Source organism: Pseudomonas sp. zfem005 (assembly GCF_032621735.1).
Taxonomy (GTDB): Bacteria; Pseudomonadota; Gammaproteobacteria; order Pseudomonadales; family Pseudomonadaceae; genus Metapseudomonas; species Metapseudomonas solani.
This window is the reverse complement of sequence record NZ_JAVYJE010000004.1, coordinates 369,953-393,135: the sequence shown is the minus strand read 5'-3', so window position 1 is coordinate 393,135 and position 23,183 is coordinate 369,953. Positions and strand designations below refer to the sequence as shown.

Sequence of the window (23,183 nt, the reverse complement as noted above, 5' to 3'; positions counted from 1 at the left end):
TCAATGCAGGCGTTTGCGGCACATCAGCTGCGCCAGCTTGGCGGTGTCGGGCCGTTCGACAATGCCTTTCTCGGTCACGATGGCGTCGATCAGATCCGCCGGGGTCACATCGAACACCGGATTGACCGCATGCACATCGGCCGCCACCCGCTTGCCACCCAACTCGAGCAACTCGCGCCCTTCACGCTCCTCGATCGGAATGTCATCACCGCTCTCCAGCGCCATATCGATGGTGGAGCTCGGCGCCACGACCATGAAGCGCACACCATGGTGCATCGCGCACACCGCCAACTGGTAGGTGCCGATCTTGTTCGCCACATCGCCATTGGCAGTGATGCGGTCCGCCCCGACTATCACCCAGGTGATACCGGCGGTCTTCATCAGGTGCGCTGCCGCGGCATCGGCATTGAGGCTCACCGGCACGCCTTCGTTGGCCAGCTCCCATGCGGTAAGGCGCGCCCCCTGCAACCAGGGGCGGGTCTCGTCGGCATACACGCGCTCCACCAGCCCATCGAGGTGGGCGGCGCGAATCACCCCCAGCGCAGTCCCGAAGCCGCCCGTGGCCAGGGCACCGGTATTGCAATGGGTCAACAGGGCCTGGGGATTGCCCTGGTGCTTGCGGATCAGCTCCATGCCCAGTTGGGCCATGGTCAGATTGGCCTCGCGGTCGCTTTCGTGAATGGAGACCGCTTCTGCCTCCAGCACCTGCAGCGGGTCTTCGCCATCTTTGAGGCGATCCAGACGCTCGCGCATACGATTGAGCGCCCAGAACAGGTTGACCGCCGTGGGTCGCGAGTCCGCCAGCACACTGAAATCCTGCTCCAGTGCCTCACGCCAATCGCCGCCGGCCGCCAGCCGCGCACGGACACCCAATACCAACCCGTAGGCGGCACTGATGCCGATGGCCGGCGCACCACGCACCACCATCAGACGGATCGCGTCAGCGACGTCGGCCGCCGTGGCGTATTCCAGCCAGGTTTCCTCCTGGGGCAGGAGGCGCTGGTCGAGCAGTCGCAGGACCCCGTCCCGCCAGTCGATGGCGATCACCTTCTCGGCTGCCAACAGTTGCTCACGCATGGAACACCTCGCCACCAATAAACTCGCGGAAAAACCGCGGATTATAGCGATCCCGAGCCTGTCTGGCTCGGGTATACTGCCGCGATATTTTCCTGCGCCCAGGATGCGCCACCATGCCCGACGCCAAAGCCCCGCTCGACCTGCTCCTGCTGCCAACCTGGATAGTCCCCGTGGAACCCGCAGGCATGGTTCTGCGTGACCATGCGCTGGGCATCCGCGACGGGCGTATCGCGCTGATCGCCACGCGCGAAGAGGCCCTGCGCTGGCCCGCGACGGAAGTGCGCGAGCTGCCAGGCATGCTGCTGGCTCCCGGGCTGATCAACGCCCACGGCCACGCCGCCATGTCGCTGTTCCGTGGCATGGCGGACGACCTGCCGCTGATGACCTGGCTGGAGCAGCACATCTGGCCGGCCGAGGCCAAATGGGTCGATGAGGCCTTCGTCCGTGACGGCACCGAACTGGCCATCGCCGAGCAGATCAAGGGCGGCATCACCTGCTTCTCCGAGATGTACTTCTACCCCGCCGTGGCCAGCGAGGCGGTGCACGGCAGCGGGATCAAGGCGCAGATCACCATCCCGGTCATCGACTTCCCCATTCCCGGCGCCCTCGACGCCGCCGAAGCCATCCGCCATGGCCTCGAACTGTTCAGCGACCTCAAGCACCACCCGCGCATCAAGGTCGCCTTCGGCCCCCATGCGCCCTACACGGTCAGCGACGACAAGCTGGAAAACATCCGCATGCTCGCCGAAGAGCTGGATGCCGGCATCCACATGCACGTGCAGGAAACCGCGTTCGAGGTCCAGCAGAGCCTGGAGCAGCGCGGTGAACGCCCCCTGGCCCGCCTGGCCCGCCTCGGCCTGCTCGGCCCGCGCTTCCAGGCCGTGCACATGACCCAGATCAGCGATGAAGACCTGGCACTGCTGGTAGAAAGCAACACCAGCGTCATCCATTGCCCGGAATCCAACCTCAAGCTCGCCAGCGGCTTCTGCCCGGTGGAGCGCCTATGGCTGGCCGGGGTCAACGTCGCCGTGGGCACCGACGGTGCCGCCAGCAACAACGACCTCGACCTGCTGGGCGAAACCCGCACCGCCGCCATGCTGGCCAAGGCCGTCGCCGGCTCGGCCACCGCCCTGGACGCCCACCGCGCCCTGCGCATGGCTACGCTCAATGGAGCGCGGGCCCTGGGAATGGAACAGGACACCGGCTCGCTGGAGATCGGCAAGGCCGCCGACATGGTCGCCTTCGACCTCTCCGGGCTGGCGCAGCAACCGGTCTACGACCCGGTTTCGCAGCTTATCTATGCCACCGGCCGCGATTGCGTCCGGCATGTGTGGGTCGACGGCAAGCCCCTGCTCGATGCAGGCCGTCTCACCCGCCTGGACGAAGACCGCCTGATCGCCACCGCGAAAGCCTGGGGCGAGCGGATCGCCGGCCACTGAATTCCGATTGATGAAAAGGTGTCTCCATGAGCAACGTCGACCACGCTGAAATCGCCAAATTCGAAGCCCTCGCCCACCGCTGGTGGGACCGCGAAAGCGAATTCAAACCGCTGCACGACATCAACCCCCTGCGGGTCAACTGGATCGACGAGCGCGCCCGCCTCGCCGGCAAGACGGTGCTCGACGTCGGCTGCGGCGGCGGCATCCTCAGCGAGGCCATGGCCCAGCGTGGCGCCAAGGTCACCGGCATCGACATGGGTGAAGCGCCCCTGGCCGTCGCCCGCCTGCATCAGCTGGAATCCGGCGTGCCGGTGGAATACCGCCGCATCACCGCCGAAGAGCTGGCCGCCGAGATGCCCGGCCAGTTCGATGTGGTCACCTGCCTGGAGATGCTCGAACACGTGCCGGACCCGGCTTCGGTGATCCGCGCCTGCCAGACCCTGGTCAAGCCGGGCGGCCAGGTGTTCTTCTCCACCATCAACCGCAACCCCAAGGCCTACCTGTTCGCCATCGTGGGCGCCGAATACATCATGAACCTGCTGCCCCGCGGCACCCATGACTTCAAGAAATTCATCCGCCCCTCCGAGCTGGGCGCCTGGAGCCGCGCCGCCGGCCTGCAGGTGAAGGACATCATCGGCCTCACCTACAACCCCCTCACCAAGCACTACAAGCTGGCCAGCGACGTGGACGTCAACTACATGATCCACACGCTGCGCGAGGAGTGACCGGCATGCGCCTCAGAGCGGTACTCTTCGACATGGACGGCACCCTGCTGGACTCGGCGCCGGACTTCATCGCCGTGACCCAGGCCATGCGCGTCGACCGGGGCCTGCCGGTCCTGGACGACAAGCTGGTCCGTGACCAGGTCTCCGGCGGCGCCCGCGCCATGGTCGCCGCCGCCTTCGACATGGCCCCGCAAGCCGAGGGCTTCGAAACCCTGCGCCAGGAATTCCTGGAGCGCTACCAGGCCCATTGCGCCGTGCTCACCCGCCCCTTCGACGGCATCGATGCACTGCTGCAGGATATCGAGAAGGCACGCCTGATCTGGGGCGTGGTCACCAACAAGCCGGTGCGCTACGCCGAGCCGATCATGCAGCAGCTCGGCCTGGCCGAACGCTCGGCGATCCTCATCTGCCCGGACCACGTGAAGAACAGCAAGCCCGACCCCGAGCCCCTGCTCCTGGCCTGCAGCCGCCTGCAGCTGGACCCGGCCAGCGTGCTCTTCGTCGGTGACGACCTGCGTGACATCGAGTCCGGCCGCGCCGCCGGCACCCGCACCGCCGCCGTCACCTATGGCTACATCCACCCCGACGACAACCCCAGCCACTGGGGCGCCGACGTGGTCGTCGACCACCCCCTCGAACTGCGCGCCGTACTCGATCGCGCGCTGTGTAGCTGCTGACGCAGCAGGGGCGAGCTTCAAGCCACAAGCTGCAAGACGCCCCTTCACCTTACTTTTCAGCTTCAGGCTTGCAGCCTGCAGCTCTCCGAAGGAGCCCGACATGTTCCAATATTCCGCCCGCCCCGACCTGCTCAAGGGCCGGGTCATCCTGATCACCGGCGCAGGCCGCGGCATCGGCGCCGCCGCCGCCAAGGCTTTCGCGGCCCACGGCGCCACGGTGCTGCTGCTGGGCAAGACCGAAGCCAACCTCAACCAGGTCTATGACGAGATCGAAGCGGCGGGTCACCCCCAGCCTGCGGTGATCCCCTTCAACCTGGAAACCGCCCAGCCGCACCAGTACGACGAGCTGTCGGCCATGGTGGAGAACGAATTCGGCCGCCTCGACGGCCTACTGCACAACGCCTCCATCATCGGCCCGCGCACGCCGATGGAACAGTTGTCCGGCGACAACTTCATGCGTGTCATGCAGATCAACGTCAACGCCATGTTCATGCTGACCAGCACCCTGCTGCCGCTGCTCAAGCTGTCCAGCGACGCCTCGGTGGTCTTTACCTCCAGCAGCGTTGGCCGCAAGGGCCGCGCCTACTGGGGCGCCTACGGGGTCTCCAAGTTCGCCACCGAAGGCCTGATGCAGACCCTGGCCGACGAACTGGACGGCATCGCCAACGTCCGCTCCAACAGCGTCAACCCCGGCGCCACCCGCACCAGCATGCGCGCCCAGGCCTACCCGGGCGAGAACCCGGAAAACAATCCGCTGCCCGACGCCATCATGCCGGTCTACCTCTACCTCATGGGTGCCGACAGCACCGGCGTCAACGGCCAGGCCTTCGACGCCCAGTAACCCGACACCCCGCCTCACGCGGCGACCGCAACGGTCGCCGCCGCCCCTCCGCCATTAAACCGGCACCGCCCTCTCGTGAACGGCATCACATTGCCAGGCGTGCGCCAATCCACCGGCAAAAGCTTGCCACCGGCTTTTTGCCACTACAGATAACACCTTGAATCCAAACGCTTTTGAAGACGAAAAACGGTTCTGGCACGGAAATCGCTCTATGCCTGGTGTCGTCGCTTCGAGCGTCAGAGGTTCGCCAAATGGTCCCGTCCACCCCTACCAACACCATAGATTTCGATGCTGCCAAGCTTCAGCGCCTGGGCTTTACCAGCCCGGCCCAAAGCAAGCTGCGGCAGATGACCCTGCTGGAACTGCGTCGCCAGCTGAGCATGCAGCTGCAGACCAGCCTGGATGTGGAGCGCATCGTCAGCCTGTTCTTCCGTGAAGTGCAGCGCCTCGTCCCCCTCGACGCCCTGGCCTACCAGCACCAGAGCAGCGACCTGCGCCTGGAATATGGCGAACGCGCCGCCCACTCGGCCGGCTACCGCCTGAGCCACGAGGGCGAGTACCTGGGCGAGCTGATCTTCCGCCGCCGCCAGCGTTTCGACGATGCCGAACTGAGCCAGCTCGAATCGCTGCTCGCCTGCATGCTCTTCCCGCTGCGCAACGCCCTGCTCTACCGCACCGCGGTGCAATCGGCACTGCGCGACCCGCTGACCGACACCGGCAACCGCATCGCCATGGACCAGGCGCTGCAACGCGAGGTGGATCTGGCGCGCCGCAACCTGCAGCCGTTGTCCGTACTGATGCTGGACATCGACCACTTCAAGCGCATCAACGACGAATACGGCCACAGCACCGGCGACGAAGTGCTCAAAGCCGTGGCCGCCACCCTCAAGGGCAAGCTGCGCAACGTCGACATGGTGTTCCGTTACGGCGGCGAGGAATTCCTCGTCCTGCTCTCCAACACCTGCCGCGAAGCCGCCGGCATGGTCGGCGAGCGCCTGCGCATGGGCGTGATGGAAATCCAGCACCTGGTGGGCGGGCGCCCCATCGAGCTGTCGATGAGCCTGGGCTGCGCCACGCTGCTGCCGGCCGAATCAGTGGACAGCCTGCTGCGTCGTGCCGACAGCGCCCTCTACGTGGCCAAGCGCAATGGCCGCAACCGCCTGTCCATGGCTGGCTAAGCCCCGCCGACGCGAACGACACCCACGAAAAAGGGGCCCATCGGGCCCCTTTTTCATTGCATCGACAAATCAGCGCTTACGGCCGAAACCGGGGCGCTGGCCCTCGCCTGCCGGCCCGTTGGTGCGCTTGCTTACCGGGCGTGCCGGCTTGCGCTGCGGGCGTTCAGCCACTTCGCTGGCATCACCCTGGGGCTTGCCACGGGGCTTCTTGGCCACATCACGCGGGCGCTCCGCCAGGGGCGTGCCACGGTTCTGCTCGCCACGGGCCGCCGGGCGCGGAGCACGGGCGGGACGTTCAGCACCTTCGCCACGGGGGCTGCGTGCCGGGCGGTCCGCACCCTCGCCACGAGGAGCACGGGCCGGACGATCGGAACCTTCACCACGCGGCGCACGACTCGGGCGCTCGGCACCCTCACCACGACCACGGGCCGGGCGCTCATCGCCCTGGCGCCGGCCACGGCCGCTCACCGGCTTGACCAGCTTGCGCTGCATGCGCTCGACCTTGTCCTTGTGCTTGCTGGAAACCTCCGGCAGCTGGATAGGCTTGAGGCCCACTTCGCCACTGAGGATGTCCACTTCGGACTGGCTCATCTCGCGCCAGCGCCCCATGGTCAGCTCGGAGGTGAGGAACACCGGGCCGAAACGCACGCGCTTCAGGCGGCTGACCACCAAGCCCTGGGATTCCCACAGGCGACGTACTTCGCGGTTGCGGCCTTCCATCACCACGCAGTGGTACCAATGGTTGAAACCTTCGCCGCCGGGCGCTTCCTGGATGTCGGTGAACTTGGCGGGGCCGTCTTCCAGCATCACGCCGTTCTTCAGGTTCTCCAGGATCTCCTCGGTGACTTCGCCCCGCACGCGCACGGCGTACTCGCGGTCCATCTCGTAGGAGGGGTGCATCAGGCGGTTGGCCAGCTCACCGTCGGTGGTGAACAGCAGCAGGCCGGTGGTGTTGATGTCCAGACGACCGATGTTGATCCAGCGGCCAGCGCGCAGCCGCGGCAGGCGCTCGAATACGGTAGGGCGGCCTTCCGGGTCGTCGCGGGTGCAGACTTCGCCGTCGGGCTTGTTGTAGATCAGCACGCGGCGGACGGCTTCGGTCTCTTCCTCGCGCTTGAGCAGGCGGCCGTCGACGCTGATGGCGTCATGACGGTCGACGCGCTGGCCGAGGGTCGCGGCCACGCCGTTGACCTTGACGCGGCCTTCGGTGATCCAGGCCTCGATGTCTCGGCGCGAAGCCAGGCCAATGCGGGCCAGGACCTTCTGCAGCTTTTCCCCAGCGGGGCTGTATTCGTCTTCGTTCATCTGGGCACCTCCCGGTGTAGTCATTCAAAAAGGTCGCGCATCATACGCGGCGGGCGAACCTCAGGCTAGCTGAGAGCGCGCGGGGTCGTCAGCGTTTTCGCCGGCCGGTCGCGGCGAGGGCCAGCAGGCGCATATCGGCTTCGACCAGCACCTCGCGGCGCGCCTGCTTGCCGAGCTTCTTCCAGCCCTTGATTTCGCTGCGGGTACGTCCGCACCCCCGGCAAACGTCGTCGGCAAACTGGCAAACCTTGATGCAGGGGTCCTTCATCGCAGCGCCTCGTCTTGTGGCCTCAGTGACGGGTCTCGTCAGGCGCCTCATCGAACAGCGCCTCGTCGCCCGCGCCCACCTCGGCGGGCTCCTCGCCCGCCGGTTGCTCGGCGTCGGCGACGGGCAGGTCGTCGAAGTCGATCTTCAACCCCTGCTCCATGGTGTCCAGCTCCGCCAGCAAGGAGCGGAAGCTGGTTTCCTCGCGGGGCTCGGCGGGCTCTTCGCTCGCCAGGTCGGCGCGCGCCTGCAAGCCTTCGGGCACCGGCACGTCGACGTCATCGAGGGCCAGAACCGGCTCGGGCTCCAGCTCTCTCAGGGCGGCGAGCGGCGGCAGGTCATCGAGGTTCTTCAGGTTGAAATGGTCGAGGAAGCCCTTGGTGGTGGCGAACATCGCCGGGCGGCCGGGCACATCGCGGTAACCGACCACACGAATCCACTCGCGCTCGATCAGCGTCTTGACGATCTGGCTGTTCACCGCCACGCCACGGATGTCCTCGATCTCGCCCCGGGTGATCGGCTGGCGGTAGGCGATCAGCGCCAGGGTTTCCAGCATCGCGCGGGAATAACGCTGCGGGCGCTCCTCCCACAGGCGGCCGACCCAGGGCGCGAAGCGTTCACGCACCTGCAGGCGGTAACCGGATGCCACTTCCTTGAGTTCGAAGGCGCGCCCCTTGCAGGAGGTGGCCAGGATCGCCAGTGCGGCACGGATCTGCGCGAGCTCCGGTCGCTCGGCCTCCTCGAACAGCTCGGCGATGCGCTCCAGCGACAGCGGCTTGCCGGAAGCCAGCAGGTACGCCTCGAGCAGGGAGGCCAGCTCCTTGGGGTCGTTAAGGTTCATCTACTCGGCTCTTGCGCGGACGTGGATGGGTGCAAAGGCCTCATTCTGCACCAGTTCCACCAGTTGTTCCTTGATCAGCTCCAGCACTGCCATGAAGGTCACCACCACGCCCAATCGCCCTTCTTCGGCGGTGAACAGGCTGACGAACGGCAGGAAGGCGCCCCCCTTGAGGCGCTCCAGCACTTCACTCATGCGCTCGCGGGTGGACAGCGCCTCGCGGGTCACCTGGTGGCTTTCGAACATGTCGGCGCGGCGCAGCACCTCGGCCATGGACAGCAGCAGTTCTTCCAGGCTCACATCCGGCAGCAGCTTGCGGGCCCGCGCCTCGGGAGCATCCAGGCGCGGCACGGTGTTGTCGCGGCCAACCCGGGGCAGCATGTCGATGCCTTCGGCGGCGGCCTTATAGCGCTCATACTCCTGCAGGCGGCGGATCAGCTCGGCGCGCGGGTCTTCTTCCTCGACCTCCGCCTCGCTGGAGCGCGGCAACAACATGCGCGACTTGATCTCGGCGAGCATGGCGGCCATCACCAGGTACTCGGCGGCCAGCTCCAGACGCACCGACTTCATCAGCTCGACATAGCCCATGTATTGGCGAGTGATCTCCGCCACGGGAATATCGAGGATGTTGATGTTCTGCTTGCGGATCAGATAGAGCAGCAGGTCGAGCGGCCCTTCGAAGGCTTCGAGGAACACCTCCAGGGCATCCGGCGGGATATAGAGGTCGATGGGCAGCTCGGTGACCGCCTGCCCGTAGACCAGGGCGAACGGCAGCTCCTGCTGGGCACCGGCCTGGCTATCGACCTGGGGCGTAGCCTCTGCACTCACGCTTCGGCGTCCGTCAGGAAGGGCGCCGGGTCACCACACCCCGCGCGCACCAGGCGCGGCTCGCCTTCGGACAGGTCGACCACGGTGGAGGCTTCCATGCCGCCATAACCGCCGTCGATGATCAGGTCCACCTGGTGCTCGAGGATCTGGCGCATCTCGTAGGGATCGCTCATCGGCAGGGCTTCACCGGGCAGGGTCAGGGTGGCGCTCATCAAGGGCGCGCCCAGCTCCTCCAGCAACGCCAGGGCGATAGGGTGGTCCGGCACCCGCAGGCCGATGGTGCGGCGCTTGGGGTGCAGCAGCATGCGCGGCACTTCGCGGGTGGCGCTGAGGATGAAGGTGTAAGGCCCGGGCGTATGCGCCTTGAGCAGGCGGAACGCAGCGGTGTCGACCTTGGCGAACAGCCCCAGCTCGGAAAGGTCGCGGCAGACCAGAGTGAAGTTGTGCTTGTCATCCAGGCGGCGCAGGCGGCGGATGCGTTCCACGCCGTTCTTCTCGCCGATGGCGCAGCCGACCGCATAAGAGGAGTCGGTCGGATAGACGATCACGCCCCCCGCCCTGACGATCTCCACCGCCTGTTTGATCAGCCGCGGCTGGGGATTCTCCGGGTGGACCTGGAAAAACTGACTCACGTTATCTCCCTGTTCAGCGTTCAGTTGGTCGTTGTGCATGTTGGAAACGCGCCGCCAGGGGCGGCAGGCCCTCCGGTATGGGTCGGTACACGCCCAGCTCCGACCAGTCCCCAGGTGCGTGGAAATCGCTGCCGGCACTCACCAGCAAGCCGAATTCGCGGGCGAGAATGGTCAACACGCCCACCTGCTCCGCAGGCTGCATACCGTTGACCACCTCTATGGCGTGGCCGCCGGTGGCGATGAAATCCGCCACCAGCTTGCGACGCTTGGTCTTAGTGAAGTCGTAATGGTAGGGATGCGCCAGGCTGATCCAGGCCCCGGCGGCACGCAGCGTACCCACCGCCTCGGCCAGGGGCGGCCAGTGCTGCTTGACGTCGCCGAGCTTGCCCGAGCCCAGCCATTTGCGGAAGGCCTCGGCGCGGTCGCGCACATGCTTCTCGCGCACCAGGAACTCGGCGAAATGCGGGCGTGCCGGCGCGTTACCGCTGTCGCCCAGTTCGCGCTGGATCGCTCTCGCACCTTCCAGCGCCCCGGGCATGCCCTTGGCGGCCAGGCGCCGGTCGATCTCCTCGGCCCGCGACCAGCGGCCCTGGTGCAGGTCGGCGATGGCCTGGCGCAGCTCTGGCGCGTCCTGACGGAAGGCATAGCCGAGCACGTGAATCGTGGCGCCGCCCCAGGTGCAGGACAGCTCCACGCCGTTTATCAGTTCGATATCCAAGTCGGCGGCGGCGCTGCGCGCTTCCTCCAGCCCTTCGAGGGTGTCGTGGTCGGTCAGCGCCAGCACCCGCACGCCCTTTTCATGGGCGCGCGCCACCAGTACGGCGGGCGCCAGGGCGCCGTCGGAGGCCGTGCTGTGACAGTGCAGATCAATGTGCATGGCGTGCGCTTTCGCTACGAGAATGGTTTGTTATTATGCCGCCACATCCCGCTTCTGGCTGCCGCCGTGAAACAATTCATCGACTTCATCCCGCTCATCCTCTTCTTCATCGTCTACAAGCTCGAGCCACGCGCCATCGAATTCGCCGGGCACAGCGTCATGCTGGGCGGCATCTTCAGCGCCACCGCCGTGCTGATCGCCGCCTCGGTGGTGGTCTACGGGGCGATCTTCGTCACCCAGCGCCGCCTGGAAAAAGGCCAGTGGCTGACCCTGGCCGCCTGCCTGGTGTTCGGCGGCCTGACCCTGGCCTTCCACAGCGAAACCTTCCTCAAGTGGAAGGCGCCGGTGGTCAACTGGCTGTTCGCCCTGGGCTTCGCCGCCAGCCACTTCATCGGCGACAAGCCGCTGATCCAGCGCGTCATGGGCCACGCCGTGGCGCTGCCCCAGGCCATCTGGGTGCGCCTCAACCTGGCCTGGATCGTCTTCTTCCTGTTCTGTGGCTTCGCCAACCTTTATGTCGCCTTCACCTATCAAGAGTTCTGGGTCGACTTCAAAGTCTTCGGCAGCCTGGGCCTGACCCTGCTATTCCTCATCGGCCAGGGCATCTTCCTGGCGCGCCACATGCACGATCCCGAATCCGAAAAACCTCAAGAATAAGGACTGTCATGCTCTACGCGATCATCTCCACCGATGTTGCCGACTCCCTGGAAAAACGCGTGGCCAACCGCCCCGCGCACCTCGTCCGCCTGGAGCAGTTGAAAGCCGAAGGCCGCCTGGTACTGGCCGGCCCGCACCCGGCCGTGGACAGCAACGACCCGGGCAGCGCCGGCTTCACCGGCAGCCTGGTCGTCGCCGAGTTCGAGTCCCTGGTCGCCGCCCAGTCCTGGGCCGATGCCGACCCCTTCCGCACCTCGGGTGTCTACGCCAACGTGACCGTAAAACCCTTCAAGCAGGTCTTCTGACAGCAGCACGCAGAATCCATTCGTAGGAAACAGGAGTTCCGATGCGCCACGCCTCGCTGTCCCTGCTGTTCGCCCTGTCCTTGACCGTCGCGCTGGCCCAGGCCGAAGAGGCCCTGCCAACGGTGGCCCCCAACGTGGCGGTGGAGCCGCGCCCGGTGGAAAACGTCGCTGCCCAGGAGCTTGCCGCCCTGCAGCAGCGCCTGGCGGAAAGCGAGCGCCAGCGCAACGAGCTGGCCGCCCAACTGGCCAACGGCACCACGGCCGAACGCGACACCGCCTTGCTGGCGCGCCTGCGCCAGGAAAACCAGCGCCTCAAGCTGCAACTCAAGGAGGCCCAGGCGGATCGCTCGCCGCGCCTGGTCAGCGACGACCAGATGTGGTTCGCCATCGGCGGCGGCGTCGCCCTGCTGTCGCTGCTGATCGGCCTGTTCGCCCGCGGCGGACGACGCCAGCCCCGCCCGTGGATCAACTGATGCGAAACGACGGCCATGAGTGAACTGCTGCTGATCGACGACGACCAGGAACTCTGCGAGCTGCTCAACAGCTGGCTGAGCCAGGAAGGCTTCAGCGTGCGCGCCTGCCACGACGGCGTCAGTGCCCGCGCCGCCCTCGCGGCCCATGCACCGGCGGTCGTCGTGCTCGATGTGATGCTGCCCGACGGCAGCGGCCTGGAACTGCTCAAGCAATTGCGCGGCGACCACCCCGAGCTGCCGGTGCTAATGCTCTCCGCACGGGGCGAGCCGCTGGACCGCATCCTCGGCCTGGAACTGGGCGCCGACGACTACCTGGCCAAGCCCTGCGACCCGCGCGAGCTCACCGCCCGCCTTCGCGCCGTGCTGCGCCGCACCCAGCCGCCGGCGCAATCCAGCCAGCTGGAGTTGGGCGACCTCTGCTACAGCCCGGTGCGTGGCGTGGTCAACGTCGGCGATCACGAAATCAGCCTCACCGTTTCCGAAGGCCGCTTGCTGGAGGCCCTGCTGCGCCAGCCCGGCGAGCCGCTGGACAAGCAGGAGCTCGCGCAACTGGCCCTGGGCCGCAAGCTCACCCTCTATGACCGCAGCCTCGACATGCACGTCAGCAACCTGCGCAAGAAGCTCGGCCCGCACGCCGATGGCCGGCCACGCATCGTCGCCCTGCGCAGCCGCGGCTACTACTACAGCGCCTGACACGCCTCACCCGGCGCCGCGTCGCAGAGCGCCCCGGGCCTTTCGTAACAGTTCCCTGAACCTCTCTTTACCCAAGCTTTACCCTGGCCTGACCGCCCTTGACCTTGCCCTCCCTAGACTGAGCACATCCGGCAACCAGCCGGTTCAGAGACAAGGAGATAGACCATGCGCAAGACAATCGCCGCCCTGCTTCTCGCAGCCGCCCTGCCCACCGTCGCCATGGCCATGCCCGAAGGTGGCCCCGGCCCGGAACGCGGCTTCGGCGGCCCCGGTCACGGTGGCCCCGGCCTGTTCAAGGAGCTGGACCTCAGCCGCGACCAGCGCCACCAGGTCGGCAAGCTGATGGGCGAGTCCATGAAGAACCGCCACGACATCACCCAGAAGTACCTGGACAAGCTGCCCGCCGCCGACAAGAAGGCCATGCAGGACGAGCTGAAGGCCAGCGAAGAGAAGAACCGCGCCGACATCCGCGCGCTGCTCACCCCCGAGCAGCAGAAGGAGTTCGACGCGCAGCAGAAGAAGATGGAAGAGCGCCGCGCCGAGCGGGCCGAGTTCGAAGCCTGGAAAGCCCAGCGCGCCAAGGCCCAATGACCGCGGCGGCCTGACCGCCCGTCCTACCGCCCATCAGGCCCCCGCCTGATGGGCTTTGCCGTTTCCGGAGGAGCATCGCGTGCGTTCACTGTTCTGGCGGATCCTCGCCGCCTTCTGGCTCGCCCTGGCGCTGGTCGCCGGCCTCGCCATGTTGCTGGGCCGCGCGCTCAACCAGGACGCCTGGATCCTCAGCCGCCACCCCGCCCTGCAAGGCCTGGCGGAAACCCTGGTGCAACGCTACGAAGTCGGCGGCCCGGACGAGGTGCAGCGTATGCTCGAGCAGTTCAAGCGCCGCGCCCGCATCGACGTGCAAATCCTCAACGACAGCGGCCAGCCCGTGGTGCGCGGCACCTTCCCGCCCCGCGCCGCCGCCTTCGAGGCCCGCCAGCACGATGAACGCCTGCCCTGGCGCCGCCTCACCGAGGAATACACCAGCACCCGCAGCGGCGATTCCTTCCTGCTCATCTACCGCATCCCCTACCCCGAACTGGAAGCCTGGCACCGTGGCAGCCTGCTCTGGCCCTTCAGCGCCCTTGGCATCGCCCTGGTGGTACTGACCCTGTTCAGCCTGGCGTTAACCCTCTACATCACCCGGCCACTCAACCGCCTGCGCCGCGCCGTGCACGACCTCGGCCAGACGGCCTACCAGCAGGACAGCCTGGCGCGCCTGTCACGGCGTCGCGACGAGCTGGGCGTGCTGGCCGGCGACTTCAACCGCATGGGCCAGCGCCTGCAGGGCCTGATCGGCAGCCAGCGCCAGCTGCTGCGGGACGTCTCCCACGAGCTGCGCTCGCCCCTGGCTCGCCTGCGCATAGCCCTCGCCCTGGCCGAGCGCGCCGGCCCGGAGCAGCGCGAGGCCCTGTGGCCACGCCTGAGCCAGGAATGTGACCGACTGGAAGCGCTGATCAGCGAAATCCTCGCCCTCGCTCGCCTCGACGCCGAGCCGGGCGCCACCCGCCCGATCGCGGTGCGGCCGCTACTGGTAAGCCTGGCCGATGACGCGCGCCTGCTGCACCCGGATCAGCGCATCGAGATCCGCTGCCCCGCCGAGCTGCGCGTGGACGGCTGGCCGGACATGCTCGAACGAGCCCTCGACAACCTGCTGCGCAATGCCCTGCGCTTCAACCCGGCCGAACAACCGGTGGAAATAGACGCCAGCCAGGCCGACGGCCTGCTGCACGTGCAGGTGCGTGACCATGGGCCCGGCGTGCAACCCGAGCACCTGGCCCAGCTGGGTGAGCCCTTCTACCGGGCCCCGGGCCAGGCAACTCCCGGCCATGGCCTGGGCCTGGCCATCGCCCGTCGCGCCGTGGAGCGCCACGGCGGCACCCTGGCGCTGGCCAACCACCCCGGTGGCGGTTTCGTCGCCAGCATCGAACTGCCGCTGCGGCCGCTGAACTGAACCACCCTCCAGGCAATAAAAAGCCCGGCGCAGGCAACCTGCGCCGGGCTCGTTGGGCCGCTGCCGATCAGCCCCAGGCTTTGACGAAATCAGCGGGCGCCAGCTCCGGCGGCCCACGACGCTCGCCGTCGACACTGCCCAGGTAAAGGAAACCCACCACCTGTTCGTTGTCCGCCAGGCCCAGGCCACGGGCGACATGGCGGTCGTAGCTCAGCTCGCCGGTGCGCCAGATGGCGCCCAGCCCCTGGGCATGGGCGGCCAGGAGGATGCCGTGGGCAGCACAGGCAGCCGACAGCACCTGTTCGCTTTCCGGCACCTTGTGCCCCGCGGTCAGGCTGGCGATCACCACCACCACCAGGGGCGCACGCAGCGGCATGCCGAGGGCCTTGTTCACCGCCGCCTCGGGGGCTTGCGGGTCCTTGGCCTTCACCGCCTCGGCCAACAGCTCGCCCAGCCGGTTACGGGCCTCGCCCTCGACGGTAAGAAAGCGCCAGGGCCGCAGGTAGCCGTGATCCGGTGCACGCAGGGCGGCGCGGAACAGCACCTCGCGTTGCGCCGCATCGGGCGCCGGCTCCACCAGGCGGGACAGGGATACACGGTTGAGCAGAGCGTCTAGAGCCTCCATCGGGCCACCTCCAGATTCGAGTGAAGCGGCATTCTAGCCGAAGTTGCGACGCATTCCGGGCTCACACTCTGCTTTACAGCGTCATGCACCTACGTAGAATCTCGCTCCTTTTCCCTCGGTCCAGACTTGCCATGGCACTGCCGACCCTCCGCATCATCGCCTTCATCATCGGCATCTTTCTCATCACCCTGTCCGTCAGCATGGTCGTGCCCATGCTGGCACTGCTGGTGTTCGAACGTACCGACGACCTCAGCGCCTTCACCTGGTCGAGCCTGATCACCTTCGTCTGCGGCCTGGCCCTGGTCGCTCCGGGCCGTCCCGAACACCTGCACATGCGCCCCCGCGACATGTACCTGCTGACCACCAGCAGCTGGGTGGTGGTGTGCTGCTTCGCGGCACTGCCGATGGTGCTCATCCAGCACATCAGCTACACCGACGCCTTCTTCGAGACCATGTCCGGCATCACCACCACCGGGTCGACCGTGCTGACCGGGCTGGACACCGCCTCGCCGGGCTTGCTGCTGTGGCGCTCGATGCTGCACTGGCTGGGGGGCATCGGCTTCATCGGCATGGCGGTGGCCATCCTGCCGCTGCTGCGTATCGGCGGCATGCGCCTGTTCCAGACAGAATCCTCCGACTGGGGAGAAAAGGTCATGCCGCGCTCGCACATGGCGGCCAAGTACATCCTCGTCGTCTACATCGGCCTCACCGCGCTAGGCACCCTGGCCTTCTGGCTGGCTGGCATGACCCCGTTCGAAGCCATCAACCACTCCGCCTCGTTGATCTCGACCGGCGGCTTCTCCACCTCCGACAGTTCCATCGCCCATTGGCCGCAGCCGGCGGTGCACTGGGTGGCGATAGCGGTGATGATCCTCGGCAGCCTGCCCTTCACCCTTTACGTTGCCAGCCTGCGAGGCAATCGCAAGGCCCTGATCCGCGATCATCAGGTCCGAGGCTTCATTGGCTTCCTGGTCATCACCTGGCTGCTCTTCGGCACCTGGTTCTGGGCCAACTCGGCAAACAGCTGGCTCGACGCCGTTCGCATCGTCGCCGTGAATGTCACCTCGGTGGTCACCACCACCGGCATCGCCCTGGGTGACTACACCCTCTGGGGCAGCTTCTCGGTCATGCTGTTCTTCTACCTGACCTTCGTCGGTGGCTGCTCGGGGTCCACCGCCGGCGGCCTGAAGATCTTCCGCTTCCAGGTGGCCCTGGTGATGCTCAAGGCCAACCTGCAGCAACTGGTGCACCCGCGCGCGGTGATCCGGCAGAAGTACAACGGGCATAACATCGACGAAGAGATTGTCCGCTCGCTGATCACCTTCTCCTTCTTCTTCACCGTCACCATCGGTGTCATCGCCCTGGGCCTGTGCCTGGTTGGCGTCGATTGGGCCACCGCCATCACCGGTGCCGCCACCGCCGTCTGCAACGTAGGCCCAGGCCTGGGCCCGACCATCGGCCCGGTGGGCAACTTCTCCAGCCTGCCGGATGCGGCGAAGTGGATGCTAACCGTCGGCATGCTGCTGGGGCGCCTGGAGATCCTCACCGTGCTGGTACTCTTCACCCGGGCATTCTGGAAACACTGACCTCACCGGCAGGCCGGCCGTGGACAGGCGCCCCAGCACGGCTAGAATGGCGGCCTTCACCTTTCAGAGCTTGACCCATGGCATTGCCGACCCTACGCATCATCGGTTTCATCATCGGCATATTCCTCATCACCCTCGCCGTGAGCATGGCCATCCCCGTGCTGACGCTGTTCATCTTCGAACGCACCCAGGACATCCACTCCTTCGTCTGGTCGAGCCTGATCACCTTCCTCGCCGGCCTGGCCCTGGTCATCCCCGGGCGCCCGGAGCATGTGCACCTGCGCCCACGCGACATGTACCTGCTCACCGTTTCCAGCTGGGTGGTGGTGGCGATCTTCGCCGCGCTGCCCTTCCTCTTCACCCAGCACATCAGCTACACCGACGCCTTCTTCGAAAGCATGTCGGGAGTCACCGCCACCGGGGCCACCGTGCTCAGCAGGCTGGACAGCATGTCCCCCGGCATCCTCATCTGGCGCTCGCTGCTGCACTGGCTGGGAGGCATCGGCTTCATCGGCATGGCGGTGGCCATCCTGCCGCTGCTGCGCATCGGCGGCATGCGCCTGTTCCAGACCGAATCCTCCGACCGCTCCGACAAGGTCATGCCGCGCTCGCACATGGTGGCCAAGTACATCGTCCTGGTTTACGTCAGCTTCACCCTGCTCGGCACCCTGGGCTTCTGGGTCGCCGGCATGAGCCCATTCGACGCGGTCAACCACGCCATGTCGGCCATTTCCACCGGCGGCTTCTCCACCTCCGACCAGTCCCTGGCCAAATGGCCGCAGCCGGCGGTGCACTGGGTGGCGGTGGTGGTAATGATCCTCGGCAGCCTGCCCTTCGCCCTCTACGTCTCCACCCTGCGCGGGCACCGCAAGGCGCTGATCAAGGACCACCAGGTGCGCGGCTTCCTCGGCCTGCTGCTGGTGATCTGGCTGGTACTCGGCACCTGGTACTGGGCCACCACCAAGCTGCATTGGCTCGACGCCCTGCGCCACGTGGCGGTCAACACCACTTCGATTCTCACCACCACCGGCTTCGCCCTGGGCGACTACAGCCTGTGGGGCAACTTCTCGCTGATGCTGTTCTTCTACCTGGGTTTCATCGGCGGCTGCTCCGGCTCCACGGCCGGCGGCATCAAGATCTTCCGCTTCCAGGTCGCCTACATCCTGCTCAAGGCCAACCTCTACCAGCTGATCCACCCGCGCGCGGTGATCAAGCAGAAGTACAACGGCCACCGCCTGGACGAAGAGATCGTCCGCTCGATCCTTACCTTCTCCTTCTTCTTCACCATCACCATCTGCGTCATGGCCCTGGGCCTCTCGCTGATGGGGGTGGACTGGATCACCGCGCTGACCGGCGCCGCCAGCACCGTCTCCGGCGTCGGCCCCGGCCTGGGCGAAGTGATCGGGCCGGCGGGCAACTTCTCCAGCCTGCCCGATGGCGCCAAGTGGCTGCTCTCCCTCGGCATGCTGCTGGGCCGCCTGGAGATCATCACCGTGCTGGTGATCTGCACGCCGTACTTCTGGAGGCATTGAGGCTCCCGCATGCGCTGAGAACCGGCTCCTGCTCTTCAGGTGGAGATCGGAGGCCGGCGGATGCGAGGCGGCGCGGGCGCCGCTGGGCGACTGAAGTCGCCCCTACAGGCCCGGAAGGTGATTACAGGCGCGCGCGGTACTCGCCAGGCGTGGCGTCGAACCAGCGGCGGAAGGCGCGGAAGAAGTTGCTCGGGTCGGCAAAGCCCAGCAGGTAGGCGATCTCCAGCAAGGTCAGGTTGGGCTGGGCCAGGTACTGCCCGGCCAGTTCGCGGCGGGTGTCGTCCAGCAGTTGCTGGAAGCTGGTGCCCTCTTCCTGCAGGCGACGCTGCAGGGTGCGTTGGGACAGGTGCAAGGCGCTGGCCACCACTTCCCGCTTGGGTTCGCCCTGGGGCAGCAGGCGGCACAGCACCTGGCGCGCCTGGTGGGTCACCCGGCTGCCGGAGAAACGTGCCAGGTACTCGCCCGCAAAACGGTCATGCAATTGCGCCAGGGACTCGTTGGCCGTGGGCAGCGGCGTCTCCATGTCGGCGCGATCGAACAGCAGCGCATAGTGCTCGGCGTTGAACCGCAGCGGCGCCTGGAACACCTGGCGATAGGGCTCCATGTCAACAGGCGGCGGGCCCTGGAAACGAATCTCCAACGGGTTGATCGGCCGCCCGGTCATCCAGCGGCAGAAGGCCAGGGAATAGGCCATGGACGCCTCGGCGCTCTGCCGTGCCGGTGGCAACCGGTCGCCATGGATCGCCAGGATCAGCGCATAGCCTTCCGGCGTAGCGCGAAAGCTCAGGTCCGCGCCTTCGGCGATGATCCGCTGGTAGCGCACCAGGCGGGCGAAGCCCTCCTTCAAGGTGCGGCTGGACATCAGCGCATAACCCACCACATGGAAAGACGCCGGCCTCACCACCTTGGCCATGTTCAAGCCGATGGCCGGGTTGCCCGAGAGCTCCACTGCACGCAACCACAGGCGGGTCATGCCGTCCTGGGGGAAACGGGCATCGGGATCGCTCAGTGCGGCATAGTCGAGGCCCAGCTCGGGAAACAGGTTGCGGCAGTCGACGCCGCCCATTTCCAGCGCCTGGACAATCCCCAGGGCCCAGCTCGATGACGTGGTACGTTCGCTCATGGCGCCTTCTTGTTCTGTCAGACACGGAGACCGCAGGACACGGCCTGGCGACGAAGGATACTAACCCAAGAGGGTGAATGTAAGGCTCAGTATCTATGCGGCTTTCAGCGATCTCACCGCACTGAAAACCGGATATAAACGGGCTGAATTGGCTGGGTTATGCCGGCTTGATGGCAGCCTGCTCAGCCTCTTGCTCCATAGCGACAGCCCCATCACGGTGAAGGCATGACGCCATACACCTGACACGGAGGTCGCACTGCGCGAGGCCTCCCCATACAGTTACAAGATCTCCGGTCACTACGGCGCGCCCCGGGCAACTGACTCCTCTCCCCTCCTCCTCATATCCGCCAGCCTAAACCAAAACCTGCCGCGTGCTGGCAATCAGCTGGTTGATCTGGAGCACCACTGATTCATCAGTCGGCGTCTCTGGCCCTCTCCCTTCCGGGCAAGGCATTTGGGGTGTAGTTCCGAATAGCCTGCAGATGAGCGGCCTCTGCTCATAGGCCTCACATCCATTGGGGCCAAGGTGGACGCAGTTCCACTCCCCCAGGGCGGCTTCATGTTCGGCCTCACTCTTGACGGGGAGCCTGGCCAACTCCACCGAGCTCGCAGTAACCGGCCCGCAGCAGTCGTGACAGCCCGGCTTGCACTCGAAGCCGGGGATTCTCCGACGTAACTGATCAATCCTGCGGCTCAAGCTATCCATTGGCACATCCTGATTTTGGGGCGCGGATTGTACATCCACCCGCACCTCCCACACCGAATCCCGCCTTGACGGCCCAGCTAGCCAGACCAACACACAACAGCTGGACGCTACTCAAATCGGGGGAGACGTCGCTCCTTTTCGCCGGAAATGCCCGCTTGATGGCAACAATCAACCCGAAAGCCCCGGAATCACTGGCGGCGCGTCGGGATACTAAACTGGCACCTAATGTCACTGGTCTGGAAAGGCCCCGGTCCTACACTCTCTCCCAACAAGAAAGAGGAGATATCCCATGAGCACCGTGCCCGCCGAGCGTTTCAACAGCTTTGCCGAGTTCTACCCCTATTACCTCCAGGAACACAGCAACGACGTGTGCCGCCGCCTGCACTACGTCGGCAGCCTGCTGGTCCTGAGCATTCTCGCCTACGCCATCCTCACCCAGCAGTGGCTGTGGCTGCTGGCCCTGCCGGTGGCCGGCTACGGTTTCGCCTGGGTCGGCCATTTCGTGTTCGAGAAGAACCGCCCCGCCACCTTCAAGTACCCGCTCTACAGCCTGATGGGCGACTGGGTGATGCTGAAGGACGCCTTCACCGGCCGCATCCGCTTCTGAGGAAGCGGCAGGCCCCCGAAAACAACAACAAGAGAGGCCCCTGATGAATGCCCACGCCCGCTTCACCCATATGGAAGACGGCACCGCCGAGGACTGGGGCATCATCGCCCAGGACTTCGCCCGCTACGCCGCCCAGTTGCCCGATCGCATCCTCACCCACCTCAAGCTGCTGGACGGCGACTTCGGCGGCTTCCCGGTGGACCGCCTGACCCACTCGCTGCAGACCGCAACCCTTGCCCACCGCGACGGCAAGGACGAGGAGTACGTGATCTGCGCACTGCTCCACGACATCGGCGACACCCTCGGTTCCTTCAACCACGCCGATATCGCCGCCGCCATGCTCAAGCCCTTCGTCAGCCCCGAGAACCACTGGATGGTTGAGAAGCACGCGATCTTCCAGGGCTATTACTTCTTCCACCACCTGGGCCTGGATCGCCACCTGCGCGAGCAGTTCAAGGACCACCCGCAGTACCGCCAGACCATCGAGTTCTGCGCGCGCTACGACGCCGCCGCCTTCGACCCGGAAGCCGAGTACCTGCCCCTGGACTACTTCGAGCCGATGCTGCGCCGGGTCTTCGCCCAGCCCAAGCAATCCATCTACAAGGCCGCGATGGAACGCAACGCGAGCTGACCGTCCATTCCGCCCCACCGTTCGGCGGCCACGCTTGGCCGCCGTAGTGGCACTTGGTTATGATCCCGCACCCGCCAGGCATTGGCTCAGGTCTTGCAGACCATCGGACGCCCGTACAACGCGTCAGAAAAACATCAGGGATCGTTCGTTTACATGAAGTCAGCCAATCTAGACCGGCTCAGCAGTCTTCCGACCCCGCCGCTCCGCGAGTATTACTCCCGCGTACTGGCCTATATCGCCACCGCCGCCAGTATCGCCGCCGGCACCTACACCCAGTACTTCGGCTTCGATGTGCTGTGGATCGTCCCCTACGCCCTGCTCTATCCGCACCTGGCCCATCACCTGAGCCTGCGCTTCAAGCGCGACCACCCCGAGCGCACCCACCTGGTCCTGCTGTTCATCGACGCCCTGCACGCCGGCGCCGGTGCGGCCCTGCTCGGCTTCTCGGTGGTGCCGAGCCTGATGTTCCTGCTCACCCTGTCGTTCAGCGCACTGATCATCGGCGGCCTGCGCCAACTGGGCCTGGCCATCCTCGTCGCCGCCAGCGCCACGGTACTGACCACGGTAATCGCCCACCCCGACCTCAAGCTCGGCACGCCGGCCCTGGTGTCCTTCGTCAGCATCTGCTTCACCACGCTCTACGTGTGCATCACCGCCTTCTTCGTGCATCAGCAGGGCCTGCGCCTGGCGCTGGCGCGCAGCGAGATCAAGCTGGAGCAGGAAAAGGCCGCGCGCCTGGCCCGCAACCTCGCCAAGTACCTGTCGCCGCAGGTCTGGGAAATGATCTTCAGCGGCAAGCGCCACGTGCGCCTGGAAACCCAGCGCAAGAAGCTCACGGTGTTCTTCTCCGACATCAAGGGCTTCACCGAGCTCTCCGAAGAACTGGAAGCCGAAGCGCTCACCGACCTGCTCAACAACTACCTCAACGAAATGTCGAAGATCGCCCTCAAGTACGGCGGCACCATCGACAAGTTCGTCGGCGATTGCGTGATGGTGTTCTTCGGCGACCCCTCCACCCAGGGCGCCAAGAAGGACGCCGTGGCCGCCGTGTCCATGGCCATCGCCATGCGCAAGCACATGAAGGTGCTGCGCCAGCAGTGGCGCGCCCAGGGCATCACCAAGCCCCTGGAAATCCGCATGGGCCTGAACACCGGCTACTGCACCGTGGGCAACTTCGGCGCCGACACGCGCATGGACTACACCATCATCGGCCGCGACGTGAACCTCGCCAGCCGCCTGGAAAGCGCCTCCGAAGCCGGCGAGATCCTCATCTCCCACGAGACCTATTCGCTGATCAAGGACGTGATCATGTGCCGCGACAAGGGCCAGATCACCGTCAAGGGCTTCGCCCGCCCGGTGCAGATCTACCAGGTGGTGGACTTCCGCCGCGACCTGGGCGCCACCTCCAGCTACGTCGAGCACGAACTGCCGGGCTTCTCCATGTACCTGGACACCAACGGCATCCAGAACTACGACAAGGAAAAGGTCATCCAGGCCCTGCACCTGGCTGCCGAGAAACTGCGCGACAAAGTCATTCTCTGACCTAATGGGTCACAAGAAGGCCGCCCTC

26 protein-coding genes are annotated in these 23,183 nt (G+C 66.1%); 16 read left to right on the top strand and 10 right to left on the bottom strand.

The window, feature by feature from the left end:
- Nucleotides 1-1,077, bottom strand: coding sequence for an S-methyl-5-thioribose-1-phosphate isomerase (gene mtnA / locus RTW82_RS11360; RefSeq protein ID WP_316925139.1), 1,077 nt, complete (start codon nucleotides 1,075-1,077; stop codon nucleotides 1-3).
- A gap of 113 nt (nucleotides 1,078-1,190) precedes the next feature.
- Between mtnA and RTW82_RS11355 the strand changes: the two genes are divergently transcribed.
- The 5 genes from RTW82_RS11355 (at nucleotide 1,191) to RTW82_RS11335 (ending at nucleotide 5,937) form a co-directional block, all read left to right on the top strand.
- Nucleotides 1,191-2,516, top strand: coding sequence for a TRZ/ATZ family hydrolase (locus RTW82_RS11355; RefSeq protein ID WP_316925138.1), 1,326 nt, complete (start codon nucleotides 1,191-1,193; stop codon nucleotides 2,514-2,516).
- Between the two features lie 26 nt (nucleotides 2,517-2,542).
- The gene (gene ubiG / locus RTW82_RS11350; RefSeq protein ID WP_021221172.1) at nucleotides 2,543-3,241 is read left to right on the top strand and encodes a bifunctional 2-polyprenyl-6-hydroxyphenol methylase/3-demethylubiquinol 3-O-methyltransferase UbiG; all 699 of its coding nucleotides are present in this window, start codon (nucleotides 2,543-2,545) and stop codon (nucleotides 3,239-3,241) included.
- A gap of 5 nt (nucleotides 3,242-3,246) precedes the next feature.
- Nucleotides 3,247-3,918, top strand: coding sequence for an N-acetylmuramic acid 6-phosphate phosphatase MupP (gene mupP / locus RTW82_RS11345; RefSeq protein WP_316925137.1), 672 nt, complete (start codon nucleotides 3,247-3,249; stop codon nucleotides 3,916-3,918).
- A gap of 100 nt (nucleotides 3,919-4,018) precedes the next feature.
- The gene (locus tag RTW82_RS11340; RefSeq protein ID WP_021221170.1) at nucleotides 4,019-4,759 is read left to right on the top strand and encodes a YciK family oxidoreductase; all 741 of its coding nucleotides are present in this window, start codon (nucleotides 4,019-4,021) and stop codon (nucleotides 4,757-4,759) included.
- Nucleotides 4,760-5,010: 251 nt separating this feature from the next.
- The gene (locus tag RTW82_RS11335) at nucleotides 5,011-5,937 is read left to right on the top strand and encodes a GGDEF domain-containing protein (protein ID WP_316925136.1); all 927 of its coding nucleotides are present in this window, start codon (nucleotides 5,011-5,013) and stop codon (nucleotides 5,935-5,937) included.
- A 69-nt stretch (nucleotides 5,938-6,006) separates the two neighbouring features.
- Here RTW82_RS11335 and rluB read toward each other — a convergent pair whose 3' ends face one another.
- The 6 genes from rluB to RTW82_RS11305 all read right to left on the bottom strand — a co-directional run bounded on the left by rluB (nucleotide 6,007) and on the right by RTW82_RS11305 (nucleotide 10,682).
- Nucleotides 6,007-7,242 (bottom strand): 23S rRNA pseudouridine(2605) synthase RluB, encoded by a 1,236-nt coding sequence (rluB, locus tag RTW82_RS11330; RefSeq protein ID WP_316925135.1) that lies wholly within the window; start codon nucleotides 7,240-7,242, stop codon nucleotides 6,007-6,009.
- A gap of 88 nt (nucleotides 7,243-7,330) precedes the next feature.
- Nucleotides 7,331-7,510 (bottom strand): DUF1289 domain-containing protein, encoded by a 180-nt coding sequence (locus RTW82_RS11325; RefSeq protein WP_316925134.1) that lies wholly within the window; start codon nucleotides 7,508-7,510, stop codon nucleotides 7,331-7,333.
- 22 nt (nucleotides 7,511-7,532) lie between these two features.
- Nucleotides 7,533-8,348 (bottom strand): SMC-Scp complex subunit ScpB, encoded by an 816-nt coding sequence (gene scpB, locus RTW82_RS11320; protein ID WP_316925133.1) that lies wholly within the window; start codon nucleotides 8,346-8,348, stop codon nucleotides 7,533-7,535.
- Nucleotides 8,349-9,047 carry a segregation and condensation protein A gene (locus RTW82_RS11315; RefSeq protein ID WP_169708463.1) on the bottom strand — a complete coding sequence of 233 codons (699 nt, stop codon included), beginning with the start codon at nucleotides 9,045-9,047 and terminating at the stop codon, nucleotides 8,349-8,351.
- 122 nt (nucleotides 9,048-9,169) lie between these two features.
- Entirely contained in the window at nucleotides 9,170-9,805 is a 636-nt protein-coding gene (locus RTW82_RS11310) for an L-threonylcarbamoyladenylate synthase (protein WP_148304265.1), read from the bottom strand.
- Between the two features lie 13 nt (nucleotides 9,806-9,818).
- Nucleotides 9,819-10,682 carry a PHP domain-containing protein gene (locus tag RTW82_RS11305; RefSeq protein WP_316925132.1) on the bottom strand — a complete coding sequence of 288 codons (864 nt, stop codon included), beginning with the start codon at nucleotides 10,680-10,682 and terminating at the stop codon, nucleotides 9,819-9,821.
- A 66-nt stretch (nucleotides 10,683-10,748) separates the two neighbouring features.
- On the opposite strand from RTW82_RS11305, the gene RTW82_RS11300 reads away from it, so the two are divergent.
- From RTW82_RS11300 to RTW82_RS11275, 6 genes are all read left to right on the top strand, one after another.
- The gene (locus RTW82_RS11300; protein WP_021221162.1) at nucleotides 10,749-11,339 is read left to right on the top strand and encodes a septation protein A; all 591 of its coding nucleotides are present in this window, start codon (nucleotides 10,749-10,751) and stop codon (nucleotides 11,337-11,339) included.
- Nucleotides 11,340-11,347: 8 nt separating this feature from the next.
- A complete protein-coding gene (locus tag RTW82_RS11295; RefSeq protein ID WP_021221161.1) occupies nucleotides 11,348-11,644 on the top strand; it encodes a YciI family protein in 297 nt (98 codons plus the stop codon).
- A 41-nt stretch (nucleotides 11,645-11,685) separates the two neighbouring features.
- Complete coding sequence (locus RTW82_RS11290; protein ID WP_316925131.1) at nucleotides 11,686-12,117, top strand: hypothetical protein; 432 nt, start codon at nucleotides 11,686-11,688, stop codon at nucleotides 12,115-12,117.
- Nucleotides 12,118-12,132: 15 nt separating this feature from the next.
- Nucleotides 12,133-12,810 (top strand): response regulator transcription factor, encoded by a 678-nt coding sequence (locus RTW82_RS11285; RefSeq protein WP_021221159.1) that lies wholly within the window; start codon nucleotides 12,133-12,135, stop codon nucleotides 12,808-12,810.
- A gap of 165 nt (nucleotides 12,811-12,975) precedes the next feature.
- Nucleotides 12,976-13,401: a hypothetical protein gene (locus RTW82_RS11280; RefSeq protein ID WP_021221158.1), complete on the top strand. Its 426-nt coding sequence runs from the start codon at nucleotides 12,976-12,978 to the stop codon at nucleotides 13,399-13,401.
- Between the two features lie 79 nt (nucleotides 13,402-13,480).
- Nucleotides 13,481-14,803: a sensor histidine kinase gene (locus tag RTW82_RS11275; protein ID WP_316925130.1), complete on the top strand. Its 1,323-nt coding sequence runs from the start codon at nucleotides 13,481-13,483 to the stop codon at nucleotides 14,801-14,803.
- 67 nt (nucleotides 14,804-14,870) lie between these two features.
- Here RTW82_RS11275 and RTW82_RS11270 read toward each other — a convergent pair whose 3' ends face one another.
- The gene (locus RTW82_RS11270; protein WP_316925129.1) at nucleotides 14,871-15,428 is read right to left on the bottom strand and encodes a nitroreductase family protein; all 558 of its coding nucleotides are present in this window, start codon (nucleotides 15,426-15,428) and stop codon (nucleotides 14,871-14,873) included.
- 131 nt (nucleotides 15,429-15,559) lie between these two features.
- On the opposite strand from RTW82_RS11270, the gene RTW82_RS11265 reads away from it, so the two are divergent.
- Nucleotides 15,560-17,014 (top strand): TrkH family potassium uptake protein, encoded by a 1,455-nt coding sequence (locus RTW82_RS11265; RefSeq protein WP_316925128.1) that lies wholly within the window; start codon nucleotides 15,560-15,562, stop codon nucleotides 17,012-17,014.
- 77 nt (nucleotides 17,015-17,091) lie between these two features.
- Complete coding sequence (locus RTW82_RS11260) at nucleotides 17,092-18,546, top strand: TrkH family potassium uptake protein (protein WP_316925127.1); 1,455 nt, start codon at nucleotides 17,092-17,094, stop codon at nucleotides 18,544-18,546.
- 121 nt (nucleotides 18,547-18,667) lie between these two features.
- On the opposite strand, the gene RTW82_RS11255 is transcribed toward RTW82_RS11260, so the two are convergent.
- Nucleotides 18,668-19,669, bottom strand: coding sequence for an AraC family transcriptional regulator (locus RTW82_RS11255; RefSeq protein ID WP_031288353.1), 1,002 nt, complete (start codon nucleotides 19,667-19,669; stop codon nucleotides 18,668-18,670).
- Nucleotides 19,670-20,021: 352 nt separating this feature from the next.
- A complete protein-coding gene (locus tag RTW82_RS11250; protein WP_021221152.1) occupies nucleotides 20,022-20,375 on the bottom strand; it encodes a YkgJ family cysteine cluster protein in 354 nt (117 codons plus the stop codon).
- A gap of 289 nt (nucleotides 20,376-20,664) precedes the next feature.
- Here RTW82_RS11250 and RTW82_RS11245 point away from each other — a divergent pair, with 289 nt between their 5' ends.
- The 3 genes from RTW82_RS11245 (at nucleotide 20,665) to RTW82_RS11235 (ending at nucleotide 23,155) form a co-directional block, all read left to right on the top strand.
- Nucleotides 20,665-20,982 carry an Mpo1-like protein gene (locus RTW82_RS11245; RefSeq protein WP_265167928.1) on the top strand — a complete coding sequence of 106 codons (318 nt, stop codon included), beginning with the start codon at nucleotides 20,665-20,667 and terminating at the stop codon, nucleotides 20,980-20,982.
- Nucleotides 20,983-21,025: 43 nt separating this feature from the next.
- Nucleotides 21,026-21,613 (top strand): HD domain-containing protein, encoded by a 588-nt coding sequence (locus RTW82_RS11240; protein ID WP_021221150.1) that lies wholly within the window; start codon nucleotides 21,026-21,028, stop codon nucleotides 21,611-21,613.
- A 153-nt stretch (nucleotides 21,614-21,766) separates the two neighbouring features.
- Complete coding sequence (locus tag RTW82_RS11235) at nucleotides 21,767-23,155, top strand: adenylate/guanylate cyclase domain-containing protein (protein ID WP_021221149.1); 1,389 nt, start codon at nucleotides 21,767-21,769, stop codon at nucleotides 23,153-23,155.
- Nucleotides 23,156-23,183: the final 28 nt, after the last annotated feature.